The sequence below is a fragment of the Winogradskyella sp. genome, from assembly GCF_045105575.1.
Lineage (GTDB): Bacteria > Bacteroidota > Bacteroidia > Flavobacteriales > Flavobacteriaceae > Winogradskyella.
The window spans coordinates 26,232-50,553 of sequence record NZ_JBGCDQ010000010.1 but is presented as its reverse complement, the minus strand read 5'-3'; the positions used below and the strand labels follow the sequence as shown (position 1 = coordinate 50,553).

20 protein-coding genes are annotated in these 24,322 nt (G+C 34.8%); 15 read left to right on the top strand and 5 right to left on the bottom strand.

What is annotated here, in order from left to right; all coding sequences use genetic code 11:
- Window positions 1-195: 195 nt before the first annotated feature.
- The 3 genes from gltX to AB8B52_RS02655 all read right to left on the bottom strand — a co-directional run bounded on the left by gltX (window position 196) and on the right by AB8B52_RS02655 (window position 3,042).
- A complete protein-coding gene (gltX, locus tag AB8B52_RS02665) occupies window positions 196-1,731 on the bottom strand; it encodes a glutamate--tRNA ligase (protein ID WP_406024972.1) in 1,536 nt (511 codons plus the stop codon).
- 277 nt (window positions 1,732-2,008) lie between these two features.
- Window positions 2,009-2,905, bottom strand: coding sequence for an alkane 1-monooxygenase (locus tag AB8B52_RS02660; protein ID WP_406024970.1), 897 nt, complete (start codon window positions 2,903-2,905; stop codon window positions 2,009-2,011).
- A 14-nt stretch (window positions 2,906-2,919) separates the two neighbouring features.
- A complete protein-coding gene (locus AB8B52_RS02655) occupies window positions 2,920-3,042 on the bottom strand; it encodes a hypothetical protein (RefSeq protein ID WP_406024968.1) in 123 nt (40 codons plus the stop codon).
- A 250-nt stretch (window positions 3,043-3,292) separates the two neighbouring features.
- Here AB8B52_RS02655 and AB8B52_RS02650 point away from each other — a divergent pair, with 250 nt between their 5' ends.
- From AB8B52_RS02650 to AB8B52_RS02615, 8 genes are all read left to right on the top strand, one after another.
- The gene (locus AB8B52_RS02650; RefSeq protein WP_406024966.1) at window positions 3,293-3,493 is read left to right on the top strand and encodes a DUF4177 domain-containing protein; all 201 of its coding nucleotides are present in this window, start codon (window positions 3,293-3,295) and stop codon (window positions 3,491-3,493) included.
- 6 nt (window positions 3,494-3,499) lie between these two features.
- Window positions 3,500-7,141: a hypothetical protein gene (locus AB8B52_RS02645; RefSeq protein WP_406024965.1), complete on the top strand. Its 3,642-nt coding sequence runs from the start codon at window positions 3,500-3,502 to the stop codon at window positions 7,139-7,141.
- Window positions 7,134-7,544 carry an rRNA maturation RNase YbeY gene (ybeY, locus tag AB8B52_RS02640; protein WP_406024963.1) on the top strand — a complete coding sequence of 137 codons (411 nt, stop codon included), beginning with the start codon at window positions 7,134-7,136 and terminating at the stop codon, window positions 7,542-7,544. Before AB8B52_RS02645 ends, ybeY begins: the two co-directional genes overlap by 8 nt.
- Before the next feature lie 82 nt (window positions 7,545-7,626).
- Window positions 7,627-9,498, top strand: coding sequence for a tRNA uridine-5-carboxymethylaminomethyl(34) synthesis enzyme MnmG (gene mnmG, locus AB8B52_RS02635; protein WP_406025201.1), 1,872 nt, complete (start codon window positions 7,627-7,629; stop codon window positions 9,496-9,498).
- A gap of 469 nt (window positions 9,499-9,967) precedes the next feature.
- Window positions 9,968-10,489 carry a 3'-5' exoribonuclease domain-containing protein gene (locus AB8B52_RS02630; RefSeq protein WP_406024961.1) on the top strand — a complete coding sequence of 174 codons (522 nt, stop codon included), beginning with the start codon at window positions 9,968-9,970 and terminating at the stop codon, window positions 10,487-10,489.
- A gap of 2 nt (window positions 10,490-10,491) precedes the next feature.
- Window positions 10,492-11,352 (top strand): class I SAM-dependent methyltransferase, encoded by an 861-nt coding sequence (locus AB8B52_RS02625; protein WP_406024959.1) that lies wholly within the window; start codon window positions 10,492-10,494, stop codon window positions 11,350-11,352.
- 212 nt (window positions 11,353-11,564) lie between these two features.
- Window positions 11,565-12,137: an OmpH family outer membrane protein gene (locus tag AB8B52_RS02620; RefSeq protein WP_406024957.1), complete on the top strand. Its 573-nt coding sequence runs from the start codon at window positions 11,565-11,567 to the stop codon at window positions 12,135-12,137.
- Window positions 12,138-12,350: 213 nt separating this feature from the next.
- A complete protein-coding gene (locus tag AB8B52_RS02615) occupies window positions 12,351-13,493 on the top strand; it encodes an MFS transporter (RefSeq protein WP_406024955.1) in 1,143 nt (380 codons plus the stop codon).
- A 1-nt stretch (window position 13,494) separates the two neighbouring features.
- Here the strand turns inward: AB8B52_RS02615 and AB8B52_RS02610 are convergent, their stop codons facing one another.
- Window positions 13,495-14,649, bottom strand: a complete 1,155-nt coding sequence (locus AB8B52_RS02610) for an ATP-binding protein (RefSeq protein ID WP_406024953.1) — start codon at window positions 14,647-14,649, stop codon at window positions 13,495-13,497.
- 87 nt (window positions 14,650-14,736) lie between these two features.
- Between AB8B52_RS02610 and AB8B52_RS02605 the strand changes: the two genes are divergently transcribed.
- The 3 genes from AB8B52_RS02605 (at window position 14,737) to AB8B52_RS02595 (ending at window position 18,722) form a co-directional block, all read left to right on the top strand.
- The gene (locus AB8B52_RS02605; RefSeq protein WP_406024951.1) at window positions 14,737-15,924 is read left to right on the top strand and encodes a phosphoglycerate kinase; all 1,188 of its coding nucleotides are present in this window, start codon (window positions 14,737-14,739) and stop codon (window positions 15,922-15,924) included.
- A 235-nt stretch (window positions 15,925-16,159) separates the two neighbouring features.
- Window positions 16,160-17,719, top strand: a complete 1,560-nt coding sequence (locus AB8B52_RS02600) for a LysM peptidoglycan-binding domain-containing protein (RefSeq protein WP_406024949.1) — start codon at window positions 16,160-16,162, stop codon at window positions 17,717-17,719.
- A gap of 22 nt (window positions 17,720-17,741) precedes the next feature.
- Entirely contained in the window at window positions 17,742-18,722 is a 981-nt protein-coding gene (locus AB8B52_RS02595; RefSeq protein WP_406024948.1) for a DUF4837 family protein, read from the top strand.
- Between the two features lie 105 nt (window positions 18,723-18,827).
- Here the strand turns inward: AB8B52_RS02595 and tatA are convergent, their stop codons facing one another.
- Window positions 18,828-19,010, bottom strand: a complete 183-nt coding sequence (tatA, locus tag AB8B52_RS02590) for a twin-arginine translocase TatA/TatE family subunit (protein WP_406024946.1) — start codon at window positions 19,008-19,010, stop codon at window positions 18,828-18,830.
- Window positions 19,011-19,123: 113 nt separating this feature from the next.
- On the opposite strand from tatA, the gene AB8B52_RS02585 reads away from it, so the two are divergent.
- From AB8B52_RS02585 to AB8B52_RS02570, 4 genes are read left to right on the top strand one after another with little or no spacing between them, the layout of a single operon-like run.
- Complete coding sequence (locus AB8B52_RS02585; RefSeq protein WP_406024944.1) at window positions 19,124-19,993, top strand: M23 family metallopeptidase; 870 nt, start codon at window positions 19,124-19,126, stop codon at window positions 19,991-19,993.
- Window positions 19,993-21,495 carry a GH3 auxin-responsive promoter family protein gene (locus tag AB8B52_RS02580; protein WP_406024942.1) on the top strand — a complete coding sequence of 501 codons (1,503 nt, stop codon included), beginning with the start codon at window positions 19,993-19,995 and terminating at the stop codon, window positions 21,493-21,495. Before AB8B52_RS02585 ends, AB8B52_RS02580 begins: the two co-directional genes overlap by 1 nt.
- Window positions 21,496-21,522: 27 nt before the next feature.
- Entirely contained in the window at window positions 21,523-23,214 is a 1,692-nt protein-coding gene (locus AB8B52_RS02575; protein WP_406024940.1) for a DUF6909 family protein, read from the top strand.
- 3 nt (window positions 23,215-23,217) lie between these two features.
- Window positions 23,218-24,267, top strand: a complete 1,050-nt coding sequence (locus AB8B52_RS02570; RefSeq protein ID WP_406024938.1) for a hypothetical protein — start codon at window positions 23,218-23,220, stop codon at window positions 24,265-24,267.
- The last annotated feature ends 55 nt before the right edge of the window (window positions 24,268-24,322 follow it).

The following is a 24,322-nucleotide window of genomic DNA, read 5'->3' as shown; positions in this document are numbered from 1 at the left end:
CATTTAGTTATGCACAGCGGAAAAATTATAAAATCAAAAATGGTATTGGGCTTCAAGGTGGCGTCACGCAGTTTGATATACAAACCAACATTTTAGGTGCCTTAAATGACCAAGATCTCGACATAGGAAATAGTGGAAAGTTTAAAGGCAATCAGTCGCTGATAGCATTAACAGCGATGATTACCTTTTAAAAAATTAAATGGTTTTTATTAGTGCTTCAATACGTTTTACGGTTTCTGCTTTACCAATCATATAAACAATATCAAAAACGTCAGGGCCTTGCAAAGCACCAACTAATGCTAATCGTAAAGGCATCATCACTTTTCCAAAACCAATATCGTTAGTTGTAATCCAACCTTTTATTTTAGTTTGAAGGTTTTCAACTGTAAAATCATCAGTTGTATTTATTAAATCAATAACTGTAGTCATTACAGAAGCGGTATCGTCCTTTATCGCTTTTTTAGAAGCTTTTTCATCGTAACTTGTTGGAGCCGTAAAAAAGAAATGACTCAAATCCCAAAAATCACCAACAAAAGTCGCACGCTCTTTAACTAAGCCAATAACTAAAGCAATATAATTAGTATCAATAGCACTTAATTCTGGTTGCATTGTTTTAAACTGCTCAGCCAAATCTAAATCTAATTGCTGTTGCATGTATTGGTGATTAAACCATTTTGTTTTATCAGGATCGAAACGTGCACCAGCTTTATTAACTCTAGCTAAATCAAAATCATTAATGAGTTGTTCTAAACTAAAAATTTCTTGTTCTGTACCAGGATTCCAACCTAAAAACGCCAAGAAATTAACGACGGCTTCTGGGAAATAACCTTCTTCTTTATAACCTTTAGAGGTTTCATTCGTTTTCCGGTCTGTATAAGCCAAAGGAAACACCGGAAAGCCTAATTTATCACCATCACGCTTGCTTAATTTCCCTTTTCCAGTGGGTTTTAGTATTAACGGTAAATGTGCAAATTCGGGTTTTTCCCATCCAAAAGCATCATATAATTGATAATGTAAAGCAAGGGAGGGCAACCATTCTTCACCGCGAATCACATGCGAAATTTCCATTAAATGGTCATCTACAATATTTGCTAAATGGTAAGTTGGCATACCGTCACTTTTAAACAAAATTTTATCGTCTAAAACATTGGTGTCAATCGTTATTTTACCTCTAATAATATCGGTAAGATGTAAGGTTTCATCCTGAGGCGATTTAAAACGAATCACATAGTCGTCACCAGCTTCAATTTTTGCTTTAGTTTCAGCTTCAGTCAACACTAAAGAATTTACCAAACGTCCTTTTTCTCTGTTGTGCCAGTTGTAAATAAAGGTTTTGCCTTCGGCTTCATGTCCTTTTCTATGTGCATCTAATTGTTCAGACGTGTCAAAAGCGTAGTAGGCATTTCCATCTGCAATTAACTGATCTGCATATTGCTTGTATAAATGCTTTCGCTCGCTTTGTCTGTAAGGACCAAAACCACCATCTTTTGAGTCATTGAGCGAAGGCGAAATGCCTTCATCAAAAGGAATACCACACCAATTTAAAGCATCAACTATATAATCTTCAGCGCCTTCTACATAACGGTTTTGATCGGTATCTTCAATTCTGAGTACAAACGCACCACCATGTTTTTTAGCAAATAAATAGTTGAATAAAGCGGTTCTTACACCACCAATATGTAAAGGTCCTGTTGGACTTGGTGCAAAGCGCACACGTACGTTTTTAGACATAACTTGAGTTAAATTTATACTGAATGTCACGCTGAGCGCAGTCGAAGTGCTTTCGAAGCGATAAAGTTATTTCAGAATCTAGCGCAAAGATAAAATTATAGGTGTGAAGTTAGAAGAACGAAGCGTGAAGTTTTTCAAGTGGACTGAAAATGATACTCAAATGATAAAAGTTTGACACGAATTTCACAAATAACTATTGTCAGTATTCCCATTCGTTATAACTAGTGAAATTAGTGTATTAAAAACTTTATTGCACAACTAGCCTATTATCTGCATTCTAATCAATAATCATACTTTTCGGCACACGCGCATTCATAATCCCAAACCAAAGCGGAGGAATCATAGCCAAAACCATAGAAGTCGGATAGCCATAAGGCATTTGCGGACTCTCATCATGGCAGTCTAAAACCTGATATTTTTTAGACGATTTAAAATGATGATCGCTATGTCTAGTGAGTTCATACAATACAATTCTACCAATAACATGATTAGAATTCCAAGAGTGCATTTCTTTAACACGTTCGTAACGTCCAGATTTAGTTTTAGAACGCAATAGACCATAATGTTCAATATAATTTACTGTTTCAAGAAGAATAAAGCCAACAATTCCAGCAAAAATGGCAAACACCAAAGCCGAAGTTCCAAAAAGCAAGAAAACACCAATTAAATAACAAATTTGAAAGATTACATACCAAAACATGTCATTTTTTAACGAAAAGAATGATTTTTTGCTATTTTTCAACAACTTCGTTTGAATCTTCCAAGCACCAATATATTGCCGAATCGTTGAGGTGAACCAAAACGAATACACACTTTGGTTGTATCTCGCTGTGGCGGGATCTTCTGGTGTGGCAGCGTGTAAATGGTGTCCAAAATTATGTTCAATATAAAAATGCATGTAGAAAGAAGGCAAGAGCAAAGCTTTACCAAGAAAACGCTCGTTAGTGGTTTGTCTGTGGCCAAGCTCATGCGCCACATTAACACCTAACACAATACCAACGGAAATAATAATTCCCACAAATTCGTAAGTTTCTAAAGGACTATTCGAAACTATAAATAAGCCATAAATTACCAAACCGTAAACAATAGGTACATTTAAATAAAGCAGCCAATCAAAAAGTGTGCGTTTCAATTTACTATCTGCTTCGTCAGGCTTTAAATTTTCAGTATCCACAGGAAAAATAAGTTCTAAAATGGGAATAAAAAAAAAGCAAAAACAGGAGTAGCCCAAACCCAATACCCTTTTAAGGACAAGCTTAAAAAAGCAAATATCGGAATAGAAAACGCAGCTAAGTATTTAAGGTCTTTCATATTTTTGTCATTCCTGCAAAGGCAGTAATCTGCTTTTAAGTTAGTAATTGTTCAATTTGAACCCAATTTTATACCCTAAACCTCTAAATTAACAGAATCTTATCAAATTTAACCAAATTACAATTAAAATAAAATTGTAGTTTAGTCAGTTAAAGGTGAAAGCCTTTTTAGCTTTGCGTTTTGTGTGACAAAAGTATAGTTAGTAGTATTTCAATTTAGTGACAAGGTTAATCGTAAAAAGCATAAACAAATGAAAGAATACAAAGTAGAAACATTAATCTATTACAGTAAAGTGACTTTAGATTCTAAACACATCACAAAAAGTTCAAAAAAAGACATACAAGCAAAGTTAGACGAATATGCTAAAAAGGGCTACAGACTTGCTTCAACCGACGCATCAAATTTTGGTTTAGCAATGTACATTTATCTTTACTTTGAAAAAGACCTATAAATAACAGTGAGTAATTTTCAAAATATAAAACAAAAGTTAGAAGAGTTCATTAAACGGTATTATACCAACGAACTCTTAAAAGGCGTCATTTTATTTTTCGCCATAGGCTTGCTATATCTTATAGTGACCTTGTTTGTAGAATATGTGCTATGGCTAAACCCTACAGCAAGAAGGCTACTGTTTTGGACATTCATTATCGTAGAATTCGCACTTTTTGTTAAGTTTATTGCCATTCCTTTATCGCATTTATTCAAACTAAGAAAAGGCATCAATTTCGAAACCGCTTCAAAGTTAATCGGCAACCATTTTCCAGAAGTTAATGATAAGTTGCTCAACGTGCTACAATTGAATCAAAGCACACAACAATCCGATTTATTAATTGCCAGTATTGAGCAGAAGTCGCAAGAGTTACAACCCATTCCGTTTCAATTGGCTATTAATTTTAAGTCGAACACTAAATATTTAAAATATGCTGCCATTCCTGTCGCCATTCTATTATTATCCTTTTTAACAGGAAAAATAAATTGGTTTAGCGATAGCTACGAGCGTGTGGTCAACTATAAAACTGCTTACGAGCCACCAGCGCCATTTCAATTTTTTGTGTTGAATGAATCCTTACAAGCCATTGAAAACAAAGATTTTAAGCTGAATATTTCCACCGTAGGTAATGTCATTCCTGAAAACGCACAAATCAAATTTAATGGCCAGTCTTACTTTTTACAACAGTTGGGTGCTGGCGAATTTCAATACACTTTCAGCTTACCAAAGGAAGCTGTAGAATTTACACTATCGGCTAATGACGTCACTTCAAAACCATATAAATTGGAAGTGGTGAATACACCAAACTTGGTCAATTTCGAAATGGTTTTAGATTATCCATCACACACCAAAAAGCAAGATGAGGTTTTAAAAAGCACAGGTTCTGCAGTAGTGCCAGAAGGTACTAACGTTACGTGGAAAGCAAAGACCAAAGCGACCACAGGTGTGCAAATTTATGCAGAAGATACCTTGCGTTTTCAATCTAATGCTAGTAATAATTTTGAAGTCTCTAAACGACTCTATAAAAATTACAATTACAGCATCACAACCAGTAACGAAAGTTTAAAGGATTATGAGAATTTAGCCTACAATATCAATGTGGTTAAAGATATTTATCCGGAGTTGAATATTAAGGTTCAAAAAGACTCGATCGATGAACAAAGCCTTTATTTTTATGGTCAGGCAAGTGATGACTATGGTCTAACCAAACTTCAACTGGTGTATTATCCAACGGAAGATGAGTCTAAAAAGCAGGTAGAACCGATTAGCATTTCAAACTCTAATTTTTCTGAATTTGTTAGCGCATTTCCAAATCAATTTAATTTAGAAGAAGGGGTCAGTTACCAACTTTATTTCGAGGTGTTCGATAATGATGCTCTGCATAATTATAAGCGTACAAAAAGTTCAATATTCGGTTATAGAAAATTAACAAAAGACGAAGAAGAGCAAAAGCAGCTCAATGCCCAAAACGAGACGATTAAAGACATCAGTAAAACTTTTGATAAGCTTAAAGAACAAGACAAAAAGCTTGAAGAACTCTCTAAAACTCAAAAGGAAAAAGAAAGCTTGAATTTTAATGATAAAAAGAAATTTGAAGACTTTTTAAAACGTCAGAAAAACCAAGAACAGTTGATGAAAAATTTCAACAAAAAACTTCAAGAGAATATCGAGGAATTTCAAAAAGATGAAAAGAAAGAAAACGATCCTTTTAAAGAAGATTTAAAACAGCGTTTAAAGGAAAATGAAGAACAGCTTAAAAAGGATGAAAAATTGCTTGAAGAGCTCGAAGAATTAAAGGATAAAATCAACAAGGAAGAATTTACACAAAAACTTGAAGAATTAGCCAAGCAAAATAAGAACAAAAAACGCAGTATGAAACAGCTGTTGGAATTAACCAAGCGTTTCTATGTGATGAAAAAGGCTGAAAAGTTATCAAAGCAATTGGAAGACATTTCTGAAAAGCAGGAAAAACTGTCGGAAAAGAAAGAAGAAAATACCAAGGAAGCACAAGAAAAGTTAAACGAAGAATTCGAGGAGCTTCAAAAAGAACTAGAAGATTTAAAGCGCGATGATAGACAACTTCAAAAACCAACCAAAGTTCCACAGGATAAGTTTTTAGAAGACGAGATAAAATTCGACCAGAAAGAAGCCAAAGAAGCCTTAGAAAAGAAGGAAGAAAATGAGGCTAAGGAAAAGCCCGAAGAAGCAAAAGAACAACTAGAAAAAGCGAAAGAAAGGCAAAAGAAAGCTGCCAAGAAGATGAAGGAAATGAGCGATATGCTGAAAATGTCTGGAGGTGGCGGAGGCGGAGGTGGCGACCAAGCTGCTGAGGATATTGATGCGCTGCGACAAATTCTAGAAAACTTATTGAAATATTCGTTCGATCAAGAAGCCCTTATGGAAACGTTTGAGAGTATTGGCATCAATAACAACAAGTATGGTAAATACGTTATTGAGCAGAGCAATTTAAGAGCGCATTTTGAGCATATTGACGACAGTTTATTCGCCTTGTCGTTAAGACAGCCAAAGATTTCAGAAAAAGTAAATGCACAGATTACAGATGTTTATTTTAATATCGACAAAGCCTTAGATCATCTCACTGAAAATAGATTATATCAAGGTGTGGGTGCGCAGCAATATGCGGTAACCGCAACGAATGAGTTAGCTAGTTTTTTAAGTGACGTTCTAGATAATATGGAAGAACAAATGAATCCATCACCTGGGCCTGGTGAAGGGGATTCGCAGCTAGAGGATATTATTATGAGCCAAGAAGAGCTCAATAAGAAAATGGAGGAGGAAGTCAAGAAGGGTGAGGAAGTTAAAGAAGGCGAGGAAGGTAAGGAAGGCGATAAAGGAGAAGAAGGAAAGGAAGGTGAGGGTAAAAAGCCAGGTGAAAAAGGAAAGGAAGGCAAAGAAGGGGAAGGACAGAAACCTGATGAAGATGGAAAAGCTGGTAAAGAAGGTAAAAGTGGTGAAGGTGGTAAAAGTGGTGAGCAACAGGGCAAAGAAGGAAAAGGCGGAAAGTCGGGTGAAAATGGTGAAGAGAAGGGTGAAGGCAACCAAAATGGAAAAGAAGGTGAAAATGGAAAAGATGGAAAAGGCGGCAAAAATGGTAAGAACGGAAAAAACGGTAGTGACGGCATTGGTGAAGGTGAAGGCGAAAAGAATGATGGCTATGGTGAAGGTGGAAGCGAAGAGCAAAACGGTGAGTTATATAAAATTTACCAGCAGCAACAACAATTGCGTCAGGCATTAGAAGATCGTTTAAGTAAAGAAGGAAAAATAGAGTCGGCAGGACAACTCATTAGACAAATGGAGGATATTGAACTCGATTTATTGAATTCTGGTTTTACCAATCAAACGCTTCAAAAAATGATGGATTTACAGCACAATTTATTGAAACTTGAAAATGCAACCTTTATGCAAGGACAAGATTCTAAGCGTAAATCTGAAACTAACAAAGAAGAATTCAATCAAAATAATCCAAGTCAAATCCCAACGGCCAAACAATATTTCAACACGACCGAAATTTTAAACAGGCAAGCACTACCTTTGCAAAATCATTTTAAGAAGAAGATTCAAGAGTATTTTAAAAATTCAAATGATTAGTTTTAATTACGAAACCAAGTTTAGTTTAAATAACGAACTAGAAGTAGCAGATTGGATTGCTGAGACAATTGCACAGGAAGAAAGGAAGGAAGGAGAGATTAACTTTGTGTTTTGCTCAGACGACTATTTGCATAAATTGAATGTTGAATTTTTAAATCACGACACTTTAACGGACATCATAAGTTTCGATTACTCAGTAGGAAAAGAACTACATGGTGATATTTATATTTCCGTAGATCGGGTTAATGAAAACGCGTTAGAATTTGGTGTGTCGTTTGAAGATGAATTAGCTAGAGTTATGATTCATGGTGTCCTTCATTATTGTGGTTATAAAGATAAGACGGAAGATGAGAAAGCCTTGATGCGTTCTAAAGAAAATGACTACTTAGGCAGGCGTTCGTAATTGTCAGGATATCAATTTATATTTGCACTCTTAAAAATTACAAGTTTTGAATGTTCCACGTGGAACAAATAAGAAAGAAGATATGTTTAACGAAGTATATGATGTTATTGTAGTTGGTGCAGGTCACGCAGGAAGTGAAGCTGCAGCAGCGGCTGCAAACATGGGAAGTAAAACATTATTGATTACCATGAACCTTCAAAATATTGCACAGATGTCTTGTAATCCTGCAATGGGAGGCATAGCGAAAGGGCAAATTGTTAGAGAGATTGATGCGCTTGGTGGTTATAGTGGTATTGTATCAGACACATCTGCTATTCAATTCAAAATGTTGAATAAATCTAAAGGACCTGCCATGTGGAGTCCAAGAGTGCAAAGTGACCGAATGCGTTTTGCTGAAGATTGGAGATTGCTATTAGAAGGCACTCCAAATTTGGATTTCTATCAGGAAATGGTATCTGGTCTTATAGTAGAAAACCATAAAGTGGTTGGCGTAAAAACATCGTTAGGGATTGAAGTAAAAGCAAGAACAGTTGTCTTAACAAATGGTACATTTTTAAATGGACTCATTCATATTGGTGACAAAAACTTCGGTGGTGGACGTGCTGGCGAAAGAGCTGCAACAGGAATTACAGAACAGTTAAGAGAGTTTGGGTTTGAGTCTGGTAGGATGAAAACAGGAACACCTCCAAGAGTCGACGGACGGTCTTTGGACTATTCTAAAATGACCGAACAGCCAGGTGACGATATACCTCAAAAATTTTCATATTTAGACACAACGAAGGTTTTAGAACATCAGCGTTCTTGTCATATGACGCATACGAGTGAATTGGTTCACGATTTATTGCGTGAAGGTTTCGAACGTTCGCCAATGTTTAATGGTAGAATACAAAGTGTCGGACCTCGCTACTGCCCATCGATTGAAGATAAAATAAATCGGTTTGCAGATAAAAATAGTCATCAGTTGTTTGTAGAACCAGAAGGTTGGAATACTTGTGAGGTTTATGTAAACGGATTTTCCACGTCGTTGCCAGAAGATGTGCAGTTTAAAGCTTTACGTTCTGTGGTAGGTTTTGAGAATGTAAAATTCTTTAGACCTGGTTATGCTATTGAATATGATTATTTTCCACCAACACAATTGAAACATACTTTAGAAACGAAGTTGGTAGAAGGCTTATTTTTCGCAGGACAAATAAATGGAACAACGGGTTATGAAGAAGCGGCTTCTCAAGGGTTAATGGCTGGAATGAATGCCAGTTTAAAGGTGCAAGAGAAAGACGCCTTTACATTGCAACGTGATGAAGCGTATATAGGTGTTTTAATTGACGATTTAATTACAAAAGGAACGGAAGAACCGTATCGTATGTTTACGTCTCGAGCAGAATATAGAACATTGTTGAGACAAGATAATGCTGATTTTAGATTAACACCAAAAGGATATGAATTAGGTTTAGCATCGAAGAAGCGTTTAGAGCGTATGCAAGAAAAGCAATCTAAATCAGATGCATTTGTACAATTTTTTAAAGACACAAGTGTAACTCCAGACGAGGCAAATCCTGTATTAGAATCTAAGAATTCGGCTGCGGTTAAACAACAAGATAAGATGTTTAAGTTATACGCAAGGCCGAATATTACCATTGATGATGTGAGACAATTTGAGTCGGTTGAGAATTACATTCAATCTAATAGTTTAGATACAGAAGTGATTGAGCAAACCGAAATTCAAGTAAAGTATGCTGGCTATATTGAGAAAGAAAAGAACAATGCAGATAAGCTAAATAGACTCGAGAATTTGAAAATTCCGGTAGGTTTTGATTACTCAAAATTGAAATCTATGAGTATTGAGGCGAGGCAAAAGTTAAGTAAAATTGAACCTGTAACCATCTCTCAGGCATCAAGAATTAGTGGTGTTAATCCTAATGATATTTCGGTATTATTAGTTTATTTAGGGCGCTAAATTACTGCGAAAGCAGGAATCTCATGAATCAGTGTTCTAATGTTCCACGTGAAACATTGTTTGTTTTGTGAAGAGCCAACATCCTTAAAAGCCCGCTCAAGGGGACAATACGACAGCGTAACTTTAGCGTTTACTGGGATAATTCAGGTTTTATAATTAAAAAATATTTTCAAATTTATTGAAATGTTGAATCTATAGATTGTCCCCTTAAGGGGACTTTAGGGGTGTTAGAAAAAGGGTTTCAATAATACGATTTTAAAAAGAGGTTTCTAGAAGACAATTAGAGACAATAAATGTATCGTTTAGTGTTATAGTTAAGGTGTCAGAATTATAAAACAGCTTCAAGTCCAATGTAATAGTGAATCTATAAATGATTCCTTTTTAGTCGACTGTAGAGGTGTCATAACACTGTTCCACGTGAAACAATTTCACAATAGCTTTTTCTAAAACGTTTTAAAACAAAGCAATCATGAGTTATATAATGGTAGATATTGAATCTGATGGACCAATTCCGGGTGATTATTCTATGATTTGTTTTGGTGCTGTATTAGTAGATGAAAAATTAGACAGAACGTTTTATGGCAGAATCAAACCCGTCTCTGATAAGTTCAATCCTGAAGCATTGGCTATATCAGGTTTTTCTAGAGAAGAAACAGAAACCTTTGATAACCCAGTGACCGTGATGACCAACTTCAAAAATTGGATAATTGAAAACTCGAAAGGACGACCAATTTTTATAAGCGATAATAATGGTTTTGATTGGATGTTTATTTGCTGGTATTTCCATCACTTTATTAATGAAAACCCTTTCGGATATAGTTCAAGGAGACTATCGGATTTGTACTGCGGTATTGAAAAAGATACCTTTGCGAAATGGAAGCATTTACGTAAAACGAGTCACACGCACAACCCTGTTGATGACGCCATGGGAAATGCTGAAGTATTAAAGTTGATGAAAGCTGAAATGGGTTTAAAAATTAGTTTGAAATAAAAGTGGCAAAACAAAATTCAACATACCTCACTCTAAAAGACCATTCTGTTTCTGGCGACCAGTTCCAATTGTTACACAACAAAGAACTCGACATGCTAGAAACATTTCCAATACCAGAAGGAGAAGAATTAGCAGCGTATTACAAAAGTGAAGATTATATTTCGCACACAGATACCAGACGGAATCTGCTGGAATATGTTTATCACAAAGTGAGAGAAATTTCTTTAAAAAGAAAACTCAAATTGATTAATTCTTTTCAATCAGATTCTAAATTACTTTTAGATATTGGATGCGGTACAGGAGACTTTTTGCAAACCGCCTTAAAAGATAACTGGCAAATTACCGGAATAGAGCCAGACCAAAATGCCAGACAGATTTCAAATACAAAAACGAATAATGCTGTTTTTGAAACAGAGCATTTAGAACACTTAGAGTCTAATAGTTTTGACGTCATTACGCTTTGGCATGTCTTAGAACATTTACCAAATTTAGAAATGCACACGGCATTATTTAAACGCCTTTTAAAACCGAACGGTACTTTAGTGATTGCGGTGCCAAATTATAAAAGTTACGACGCTGCGTATTATAAAAATTTCTGGGCAGCTTTCGATGTACCGAGACACCTTTGGCATTTTTCAAAAAGCTCCATTTCAGAATTGTTTAAAAAAGAAAACATGACACTGGTAAAAACGCTACCTATGAAATTTGATGCGTATTATGTCTGCTTACTTTCAGAAAAATACAAATCGGGTTTTATGAATCCTGTGAAAGCATTTTGGATGGGATGGCAATCTAATCGTAAAGCGAAACGTTCAGAAGAGTATTCGTCTCACATTTATGTCTTGAAGCATGGCAATAATTAAAATAAGAGCAACTGTTTAATGAAGTGCGCAAGAATTAACCAACTACAACCGCAAAAACAGAAGGTGCCTTAAAACGGCTTTATTTCAATTCATTTTCAATAGGTATAACAAATGAATAACATAAATTTTAATAGAAATAATCAATACTAAAAAAATTTAAGAAATCACAGGTTAACTTTTATACATTTGCAAAAATCTAATTAAGAAACAAAATGAAGAAAATAATTTTAAGTGTTATGGCATTGGTGGTTTTAGCATCTTGTCAAGAACAACAAAAAATAGGATTTATTGATAACGGTAAAGTTATTAATGATTATCAAATGAAAATTGATATTGAAGAAGATTTCAAACTAAAAGATGAAGCTTTTAAAGCAAGAATGGATAGTATTGGAAAAGCGTTTCAATCAGAAGCACAAGGTTTTCAAGCTAAAGAAAAAACCATGTCTCCACAGGCACGTCAAGAAATGTACCAAGCCTTAACGCAAAAACAACAAGGTTTGCAACAGCAGTTTCAATATGAGCAACAACAAATGCAGCAACTATTTACGGTTGAAATGGACTCTGTAATTTCTAAAGTGAATACCTTTGTTACTGATTACGGTAAAAAGAACGGTTACACATTTATTTTAGGTAAAAATGAAGCTGGTAGCGTAATGTTTGGAAAAGAAGAAAACGATATTTCTGAAGCGGTGACCAAAGCACTTAACGATGCGTTTAGCGGGAAGGATGCGGAAGCAACTAAAGATGAAGCTACCGAAGCAACTGAAGAGACGACAGAAAAGTAAATTCTAATAGTATTAAATAATTCAAAAGTCGAGCTTATGCTTGGCTTTTGTTTTTTGTGGATATTCTGCAAGGTTTTATTTAACCTTGTAGGTATAGAATTTAGACTTTAACGATCCACAAGGTGTTTAAAACCTCGTAGGTCAAAAAGATGCCATTTAAAAGCAAATTTAGTAATAGTCTAACTCAGGTTAATAGCAATCTACAGGAGTTGTATGGAAATTCACAAACAAAATCGCATAGCACTAAGCACTTATTTCTTTTTGTCTGGACTATGTTTCGCAACTTGGGCATCTCGGATTCCAACCCTAAAATTCTTTTTTAACTTGAATGATGCGCAATTAGGAAGCGTGTTGTTAATAATGCCAATTGCAGCACTGATAGGCACTTTGGCTTCTGGCTGGCTAGTTTCAAAATTTAATACAAGAACCCCTTTATTTTATTCATTTTTAGTATTCGCCTTAGCTTTAGTAAGCATGAGCTTTGTAAAAACCATCTTTTTATTACTAGTCGTTTTAGCGGTTTTTTCTATGGCACTTCGTATTTTAAATATCGCTATGAATGCCCAATCTTTAACCTTGCAAAGCTCTTTTAAAAACAAAATAATTGGTGGTTTGCATGGTATTTGGAGTTTAGGAGGAGTTTGTGGTGTTTTGTTTTCTACGCTTATGATTAAGAATGCCGTAAACATGCAAAATCATTTTATAAGTATCGCACTAGTCACCATAATAGCATCGGTATGTGCTTATAGATATTCATTAAAAACAGATAAGTCTACAACGGGAAACAAGCTTATCCTTGGAAAACCCGATCCATTTATTTTATACTTAGGCTTACTGATTTTCTTCGCTTCCATTTGCGAAGGAGGTATGTACGATTGGAGTGGTGTTTATTTTAGAGATGTTGTAAAAGAAGAGGTCTTTACTTATGGTTATTTACTGTTTATGATGTGTATGGCTATGTCGCGGTTTTTTTTAGACCACATAGTAGATAAAATAGGCATGCCTAGAATGTATATGATGAGTAGTATTTTGATGTCGTCAGGTATTTTAACGGCAATTTTATTCCCTACATTTTGGACAGCTTTAATAGGCTTTTGTTTAGTAGGTATGGGTGTTTCTGCCATTTTCCCTATGACGTATATTTTAGCAGGTCAATCTAAAAAATATTCGCCAGGCATGGCGATTTCAATTATTGGTACGTATGCAATTGTTGGGACGTTTATAGGACCACCTTTAATTGGTTATTTGTCGCATGCGTTTGGTTTACAAAACGCCTTTTTTATTCTCGTATTTTGTGGATTAATGTTTATTCCGCTATCTCAATTATTGTTTAGAAACATGGAAAAAAGGGTGTAATCTAAGCAGATTTCTTATGAAGCAAGCGCGTCAACTTTATAGATAAATCCGTAAGAATAATCTTAGAATTACCATTGCGCTCAATATGATACATGGCAGTTTGAAGCTCTTCTGAAATTTCCATAATATTAGAATCATGAACAAAAGGCGCAAATTTTTCAAGTTTAAAATCGTCAGATTTTGGTTCTAGATAAACCAATTCATTTGCTTTATAATTTAGTAGAAGTGCTTGTCTAAAATAATTCAAACAAAAGCTGAGGAATTTCTTTTGTGTTTCACGTCCTGTTTTAGCAATTTCTTCAGACCATGAAATTAAATCGTGAATAGCCGCTTTGTTGCCTTTGGCTTTAAAGGCGGAACGTATCCAGATGACAAACCATTTTTCAAACTGAATATCCTCACTGTCTTGATATATTAAATCGCAAGCCTTATTGTAATTTCCATTAGCTTGATGTGCAATTTTAGTAGCAATAGACGCTTCAATATGATAGTTTTTTACCAAAGCTTCAGCAATGGCTTCTTCAGCCAAAGGTGGAAAATGTAAGATTTGACAACGCGACCGAATCGTGTTAATGATTTGCTCTTCGTCTTCTGCTATTAAGATAAAAACCGTTTTTTCTGGTGGTTCTTCAATGAGTTTTAAAAGCTTATTAGCACTGGCTGTGTTTAGTTTTTCAGCCATCCAAATTAGCATCACTTTATGGCCACCTTCATAAGATTTCAGTGCTAGAGATTTTACAATTTGTAAGGCTTCATCTACACCAATTTGACCTTGTTTGTTATCCACACCTAAAAGTTTATACCAATCAAACAGGTTGCCATAAGGTTGCTGGTCTAAAAGTTGTCGCCATTCTTCCAAATAAAAACTAGAAACAGGTTTACTTTTTACCTTATCGCTAGTGGTCACCGGAAAAGCAAAATGTAAATCTGGATGCGAAACATTTTTAAATTTCAGATTACAAGAATCGTTACCACCTGTATTTTCGCCATTGGTATTACCACACAAAATATATTGTGCATACGCCAAAGCCATTGGTAAAGTACCAGAACCTTCCGGACCTACAAATAATTGTGCATGTGCAATTCTACCTGCATCAACACTTGTGGTGAGGTGATTTTTGATATGTTTTTGACCTAAAACGTCTGAAAATTGCATAAAGCAAAACTATATAAAATAATTCTGTTTCTAATCTTTATATTTGTTGACAATAACAAAAAATAGGTTTCACCAGATATTAAACACATGAAGACACTAAACGATTTCAATTTCGAAAATAAAAAAGCACTAATAAGAGTAGATTTTAATGTGCCGTTAAACGATAATTTTCAGGTTACTGACGCAACACGTATTGTATCTGCAAAACCAACGATTATCAAAATTTTAGAAGATGGAGGAAGTTGTGTATTAATGTCGCATTTAGGGCGTCCAAAAGGAGCACAAGATGAATTTTCGTTAAAACATATCATTCCTAAAATTGAAGACGTATTAGGAGTAGAAGTGAAATTCGCGTCGAATTGCGTTGGTGCAGAAGCAGAAGAAAAAGCAAACGCATTACAACCAGGTGAAATTTTATTACTCGAAAATTTACGTTTCCATGAGGAGGAAACAAAAGGTGATAGAACTTTTGCAGAGCAATTATCTAAGCTAGGCGATATTTATGTAAATGATGCTTTTGGTACAGCACACAGAGCACATGCATCGACGACTATTGTTGCTGAATTTTTTCCAGATTCGAAATGTTTTGGAAACTTATTAGCACAAGAAATTGAGAGCATTAAAAAGGTTATGGAAGATGGTGAAAAACCAGTTTTAGCTGTTCTTGGTGGTGCAAAAGTCTCTTCAAAAATTACAGTGATCGAAAATATTTTAGATAAGGTTGACCATTTAATTATTGGAGGCGGAATGACATTTACCTTCATAAAAGCGCAAGGTGGAAGCATTGGAGATTCCATTTGTGAAGATGATAAAATGGAAATGGCTTTAGATATTTTAAAGCAAGCCGAAGCAAAAGGCGTTAAAATTCATATTCCGGTTGATGTGGTTGCAGCAGATGCATTTAGTAATGATGCGAATACACAGGTGGTAGACGTGAAACATATTCCTGACGGTTGGCAAGGTTTAGATGCTGGTCCAAAATCCATCGCAATTTTTGATGCGGTTGTAAACCAATGTAAAACTATTCTTTGGAACGGTCCTTTAGGTGTTTTTGAATTGGAAAGCTTTTCTAATGGTACGATTGAGCTTGGAAATTCCATCGCAAACGCGACTAAAAACGGAGCTTTTTCTTTAGTTGGTGGAGGTGATTCTGTTGCTGCAGTAAAACAATTTGGTTTTGAAGATAAAGTCAGTTATGTCAGTACAGGTGGAGGAGCGATGCTCGAAAGTTTAGAGGGTAAAACCTTACCAGGAATTGCAGCGATATTAGCATAGTAACCATCTTTATTTTGTAATTGTAATAAAATAAAACGATGATTTTTTTCTTTATGTGATATAGAAAAATAAAGCATAGCCTTAGTTACGGTTTCTTTTTATATTGAAACAGAAAGGAAAAAAGGGCGATTTATTATTATTTCAAAGTAAAGATGGTATAATAAAAAAATACTATTTTTAGCGGTTTCAGCGTTTATAAAATGCGGAAACTTACAAATCAATCCCTCTGTAAATCATGACATTAAAATCATTTTTATTGGCTGTTCTGTGCGTGTCTTTTTATAATGGATATTCACAAACTAAAACCGATAGTATTCCTAAAAAACCAGCACAGGTCGTTTCTACTAAAGATTCGGTTATTGATGGGAAGCTTTTTAAAACGGAAAAAAATATTCAGGCCGAAGTCGATACTACAGCTATTAAACATCTCAAAGATTTACCAGAAGCTGCAGAACTCGATAAAAAATGGTTAGACGAACTCTACAGCAATTCACTTTTTGATACTATTTATAAATCTGTTACAGAGTTAGATTATGAGCCTGTAGATTATCCAGAACTTTCCACAGATACTATAAAAGCACGATTAGAGCGTCTTAATGCCAGAACACCTTTCAATATCGAGTATAATTCCTCATTAGAAAGTGTGATTAAAAGTTACCTTAAACACAGACGAGGTTCTTTAGAACGCTTAATGGGTTTGAGTCACTTTTACTTTCCTATGTTCGAGCAAGAATTTGATCAACATGATATTCCATTAGAAATGAAGTATCTCGCGATTGTAGAGTCGGCCTTAAAACCAAGAGCACGCTCGAGAGTTGGAGCCACTGGAATTTGGCAGTTTATGTATGGTACAGGAAAAGAGCACGATTTACAAGTCAGCAGTTATGTGGACGATCGTAGTGACCCAATAAAATCTACAAAAGCCGCAGCAGAATATTTAGGGAGAATGTATCGTATTTTTAAAGATTGGGATTTGGCACTCGCGGCTTATAATTCTGGTCCAGGAAATGTAAATAAAGCGATTAGACGCTCAGGTGGTTCTAAAAACTATTGGAATATTCGTACCAATTTACCAAGAGAAACTGCAGGATATGTGCCAGCTTTTCAGGCGACGATGTATATTTTTGAATACGCAAAAGAGCATGGTTTTAAGCCAGAACGACCACCTTTTCAACTCGTTCAAACGGATACTGTTCATGTAAAACAAATGATTTCTTTGGGTCATGTGTCGAAAGTAACAGGTATCGAGATTGAAGCATTACAGTTTCTGAATCCGGCTTATAAATTAGATGTTATTCCTAAGGTTGAAGGTAAAACGTACACTTTAAGACTACCTCGTGAAGCTGTTGGTAAATTTGTAACGAATGAAGATCAGATTTATGCCTTTGCAAATGCCGAATTTAATAATCGTGAAAAGCCACTACCTCAAGTGGTTAATAACGACACCAAAGTCAGGTATCGTGTAAGAAATGGAGACTATCTTGGTAAAATTGCACGGAAATATGGAGTCAGAGTTAGTCAATTAAAACAATGGAATGGACTTAGAGGCAATAACCTTAAAATAGGACAACGCTTAACCATTTATCCTAGAGAGCGTGTTGCTTCGTCTCAACCAAAAACACCTAAGAAGGTTATAAATACAGCAGGAAAACAAACCTATAAGGTAAGGTCTGGAGATTCACTTTGGACGATTGCTCAAAAATTTTCTGGAGTTTCTGTTCAGAATATCAAAGATTGGAACGATATTAGTGGTAATAAACTCAAAATAGGAATGACACTAGTGGTGTCTCAATAGAACCAACAAAAAATTAAAACTTATGAGAGCTTTCTACACGGTATTATTTTGTGCACTGCTATTGGCGTGCGGAGAAAAAAAGAAAGGTGATAACCAAATATATTTACCTGCATCTAACGGTAATTTAAACAATATTTCTGTTGTAGTTGATAACATACTATGGGAAGATAATGTTGGCGAATCTATTAGAAACATTTTTGCAGCTCCTTTAAATGGCTTACCAACAAACGAACCTATGTTTGGGATGCGACAAATTCCAACTCAGGTTTTTGATGGTTTTGCAACACGAAGCCGATTGGTTTTAAAAATTGAAAAAGGCAATATTGAAGCCACTACAAAAATTGTAAATAACGCGTTTGCAAAGCCTCAAACTGTTGCGGTTATTGGCGGAAAAACAAATAGCCAGATTGTTGCTCAATTAAAAGAAAATAAAGATAAAATCATTGACGCTTTCATTAAAGAAGAAGTGAAAGAGAAGCAACGACGTATTAAATTATCGTTGTTAGATGTAAAAGCTATAGAAACCAATCTCGGTTTTTCAATCGAAATTCCATCTGCATATAGAATAAGTAAGGCTGAGGACGATTTTTTCTGGGTTCGTAAAAACCTGAGTAATTCTAAAACTATGGAAATTATGTTTTACGAATTACCAATGGAAAGTATTTCTAAAGGCGATAGTACAATTGTAGATATTGTAAAGCTACGTAACCAAATTACCAAAACTAAGATACCAGGAGAGGATGATATTTATATGGCTGTTGAAGATGCGTACGCACCATCTATGTTCAAAACTATTATAGATAACAAACCAACCTACGAAGTAAGAGGCATGTGGGAAATGAAAGGTTTTACTATGGCAGGTCCTTTTATTACGTATGCTATTGAAGATAAAATTAATAACCGTTATTTGGTCGCAGATGGTTATGTATATGCACCATCTTTAGAAAAGCGCGATTATATTTTTGAGTTAGAAGCTATTATAAAGTCGATTATTATAAAATAAAGCGAATCAAAAATTAGAAGTCTTTTAACCAAAAAGAGGTCATCTAAAACATAATGTTCAGATAACCTCTTTTTATTTTAATGGAATTTAATCCATTACGTAGACTTATTCTTTTTCTTCAATCTCTTTGGATTCGTCTTTACTAGCGTTTTTAAATTCTTTAATTCCGCTACCTAATCCTTTCATTAATTCAGGGATTTTTTTACCACCAAACAATAAAAGAATACCGAGTCCAATGATAACCCATTGCCATGGACCAATCATTAATGGGACGATGTATAAACTCATAACTTCTTATTTAGGTTGCAAAGTTAGTAATTATAGTTTAATAATAGCTTTGTTATAGCAACTTTAAGACTTTATGGTAGTGCCATTTCAGTATTTTAACTAATTTTGTTTCAATGGCAAAAAAGAAAAAAAAAGAAAAGAAATTTACTAAAAAGTTACTTCATAAGTACCGTTTGGTTATTCTGAATGAAGATACTTTTGAAGAGCGTTTTGCTATAAAACTCACTAGGCTAAACGTTTTTATTCTTACGTCACTTTCTGCTATTTCACTCGTATTCTTTACCGTTTTGCTTATCGCATTTACACCCTTAAGAGAATACATTCCAGGTTATTCGTCTGCAAAGTTGAAAAAAAGAGCCACGATCTTAAATTACAAAACAGATTCATTGGTTCAAGAATTAGAACTGAATAAACGTTACTACGCCTCAATTAGAAAGGTACTAACAGGTGATGTCGCTACTTTAAATTTTAATAGAGATTCTATATTAGCAGCTTCTAAAGATGATCTCGACATTTTGCAGGTACCAACAAACAAGCAAGATTCCTTGTTAAGAGAAAAAGTAGCTAAGGAAGATAAATACAATTTGTTTGAAGCCGCTGGAGATCAATCTAATTATGTGTTATTCCCACCAGTAAATGGCACTATTTCTGAAGGTTATAATTTAGAAGAAAAACATTTTGCCGTAGATGTGGTTGTCCCAGAAAACACACCAGTAAAAGCCACAGCAGATGGTACTGTAATATTTGCAGAATGGACGGTAGAAACAGGTTATGTGGTAATTATAGAACACAATCAAGAATTAATTTCAGTTTATAAGCATAATTCGGCAATTACAAAAGCACAAGGCGATTTAGTAAAAGCTGGAGAAGTTATCGCTATGTCTGGTAATGCAGGCGAATTAACCACAGGACCACACCTTCATTTCGAACTTTGGAGCAAAGGGTATTCTGTAGATCCAACTAATTTTATAGACTTTCAATAATGCCTTCATTTAAAGCTGCACTGTCAAAACCTTTTGCCAAATACGTGGCAAAGCGCATTCAAAAATGGGCATCTCAACCTGCCAAAACACAACAAGACGTTTTCGATAGTTTAATTTCAGAAGCTAAGCATACTGCCTTTGGTAAAGACCATAATTTTAGTGAGATTTCTTCGTATCAAGAGTTTCAAAAGCAGGTGCCTATAAGAGATTACGAAGAATTAAAGCCCTATGTAGAACGTGTTGTGGCTGGCGAAGAAGATGTACTTTGGAAGGGAAAGCCCGTTTATTTTGCAAAAACCTCTGGAACCACTTCAGGAGCTAAATATATTCCGATTACAAAAGAAAGTATGCCAACACATGTTGAAGCGGCTAGAAATGCCATTCTAATGTATATCCACGAAACAGGCCATTCAAAATTTGTGGATGGTAAAATGATTTTTCTTCAAGGTAGTCCTATTTTAGAAGAAAAGCATGGTATAAAATTAGGACGACTTTCAGGAATCGTGGCACATTATGTCCCTAAATACCTTCAAAAAAACAGATTACCAAGTTTAGAAACCAATTGTATTGATGATTGGGAAACGAAAGTGGAAGCCATTGTAGATGAAACTATAAATGAAGATATGAGCATCATTTCTGGGATTCCTTCTTGGGTGCAGATGTATTTTGAAAAACTCATTGAAAAGTCAGGTAAACCTGTTGGTGATTTGTTTAAAAACTTCAATCTTTTCATTTTTGGAGGAGTCAATTACGAACCGTATCGCGCTAAATTCGAAAATTTAATAGGACGAAAAGTAGATAGCATAGAACTCTATCCTGCAAGTGAAGGTTTTTTCGCTTTTCAAGATAAACAGAATGAAAAAGGCATGTTGCTGCAATTAAATTCGGGAATTTTCTACGAGTTTGTAGAAGCAGATCAGTTTTTTGAAGACAACCCAAAACGGATCACTATTACAGATGTAAAATTAGGAGTCAATTATGTAATGATTATTTCGACGACTGCAGGCCTTTGGGCTTATAATATTGGAGATACTGTGGAGTTTACGTCATTGCAACCTTACAGAGTGATTGTTAGTGGCCGAATAAAACATTTTATTTCTGCTTTTGGCGAACATGTCATTGGAAAAGAAGTAGAGCAAGCGCTAAAAGAAGCAACTGAAAAGACCGCTATTTCTGTTAATGAATTTACAGTGGCACCACAAATAAATCCCGAAGAAGGCTTACCTTATCACGAATGGCTAATTGAGTTTGAAAACGAACCAGAAAACGAAGCTGCTTTTATAGACGCTTTAGAGCAATCTTTAAAACAACAAAACAGCTATTATTTAGACCTTATTGTTGGCAAGGTTTTGCAACCTTTAAAAATTACAAAAATTACAACTAATGGTTTTCAGACTTACATGAAATCCATTGGAAAACTAGGCGGACAAAATAAAATTCCGAGACTCTCTAACGATAGAAAAATAGCAGATGCCTTACACCAACTTCAGTTAACGAAATAAACTTATATTTGTGGGTTAAATTAGTGTATGAGTACAATGAAGAAAAAACACGAAAGAACCAGAGCGCAAGAAAGTTCTAGCGCTATAGAACGCATGTACATAACCATGCGTCACCTTTTTAATCGCGGATTTTATAAACCCATGGGAGTTTCGGGAGAAACACTGCGTGAGGCACTTTTACTTTTGCGTCCAGAAATCTATGGGTCCATTGGAGATGAAAAAGCTGAGCTCGAAGGTTTACTTTATGTTATAGACCGATTACCACTAGGTATTGAAGAGTGTACATTTATAAATCTTACAAGTGATGAAGGTTATGCCAATTCGCATTTTAAAGCCATAATTCCACCCAAAAGACGACGTAATTGCTATCGTATAGACGATGAGCAAATGAATATTGAAATTACCAGAGGCCGTTCTGAAATTTATGATATTCTAACACACTTAACGTTTCTATTTGTAGAATCTCACAAAATAAGCAAACGTGTTATTATTGATGAAGAAGGCACAACGGTTAGAGATTGGCAGAAGTTAGAAAACGCAGTTACTTCTAAAAAGAAATTAACGCAGAAAGAGCGTGAAATAGCCATTACACATACGGCCAATATTTTAGGCAGAACGTTTAATGAGCTTACAGAAGCCTATCCAAAATTTGCAACTGAAAGTCATCCAGAACGTTTATTACATATTGTTTACTGGCTAGGTAAATTAGCGATTGAAGAAACCATTAATAACAACAAGCGTACTATAACGTTTAGTCCTGTTTTAAGAGAACGTTTAGGGCATCATATTCACGGAGAAATTTGGGCAGATACAATTAAATCTACCTTACACAAAAACGGATTGTTAGAACGACCAATTCATATCATTAGTGCCAATATGCATAGTGTTATGAATTCGTTATTTGCAAAAGGAACACTTAAAGGAGCTGATGCAAAAAAAGATATTTTTGAAACTTATGAAGCGCTGAGTGATTCAAAAAATTCGGCCTTACGCAATAAGGTAGAAAAATCTGCGTTGCAAAATGGAATGATTTATATTCCTGATACATCTGGGACGAATATTGATGTTCAAATTTTTGATACCGATAAAATTGATTTTTCTAAATCAGGATTTAAGTATTTAGAAGACGTCAAAGACAATAAAGCCGTGATATTTGTAATGGATTATGCTTTTGGTGAGCAAGCCTATGAAACTTTAGACGAGTTTTTAAAACCGATTAAAGTAGACGGAAAGGATGTGCATTTAGATGTGAAATCTATTTCCATAATGGGAAAAGCTGGCATTTTAGAAGGAGGCAAAGGTGATGTAATGATACCGAATGCGCATATTTTTGAAGGTACAGCAGATAATTATCCATTTCATAACGAGTTGAGTAAAGATGATTTATTGGATTGTGGAGTATCCGTTTTTGAAGGCACTATGGTTACGGTTTTAGGAACCTCACTTCAGAATAAGGAAATTTTAAAGTTCTTTAAAAAATCAACATGGAATGTTATTGGTTTAGAGATGGAAGGAGCACATTACCAAAAAGCAATACAAGCAGCATCTCGCGTAAGAGGCAGTATTAACGAAGATGTAAAAGTGAGATATGCGTATTATGCAAGTGATAATCCTCTTGAAACAGGAAGTACTTTAGCATCAGGAGGCTTAGGAACGTCGGGTGTAAAACCAACATACGTCATTACAAAAAAGATATTAGAACAAATATTTAATTCATAACCAATGAGTGAAAAATTACCAGAACCATCTCAAAATGAAGAAGTTGATTTAGGGCAGTTGTTTAATGCAATAGGAAATTTATTTCAAAGGCTTTTCAATTTCATTGGAAGTATTTTTAAAGGTATTTTCTCGGCAATTATCTATGCCATAAAACCACTTGTAGATTATTTTAAATGGGTTGGGCCAATTGTCGTCATAGCTGCTGTGTTAGGTTATATTTATGACAATTCCAAGGAGCCCATTTACTATTCAGATATGGTAGTGAAGCCATATTTTGATTCTAAATACCAACTCTCTAACAATGTTGATTATTTTAATACACTTATAAGTGCTAAGAACGTTACAGAATTAGCATCTATATTCGAATTAGACACTGTACAAGCAAAAAACTTAGTGAGTTTTGAATTGGAGGCTGGCCCTGAAACTCAAAATGACTTATTTGTTGAATATGATCTTTATATAGAAGCTATAGATACTTCAATAGTGGATGAATTGACGTATCCAGAATATGTAAAAAATAGAGATTTCTTTTCAGGAACTATATTTACAATTAATGCCAAGGCAAAAAAGAATGATATTTTTACTAAACTTCAAGAAGGTTTTAGAAAAACCTTTGAGAATGATTTATCAAGGTACAAAAAACACATAAGAGATACTGTTGCGCACATAGAACGTTTATCTTTAACCAATGAGTTGCTGCGTTTAGATACCATACAGAATACGTATTTGCAAGTTCTTAAAAACCAATCTCAAAAGGGAGAGCTATCATTGGCCTTAGGTAATTTACCACTTCAAGAAGAAAAAGCCGTAACTAGAGAATTTGAGTTATTTATAAGAGGGCAAGAAATAATGAAGAATCTAAATGAGCTCAATCAAACAGTTGCTGAAAAAAACACATACTTCGAAGTTTTGGCACCTTTTGATAGATTAGGGAGCGAAGATAGAAGTATTCTGCAGCGCTCTCTTATTGTATTTCCTATTTTAATTATAATTCTTTTTATGTCATTTTTCGTAGTAATTAAAGTCTTTAAATTTATAAAGAACTATAAGTAAATGAAATTTGCAACTATTTTAATATAAATAACTAAAATAGTCACTCCATTTTTAT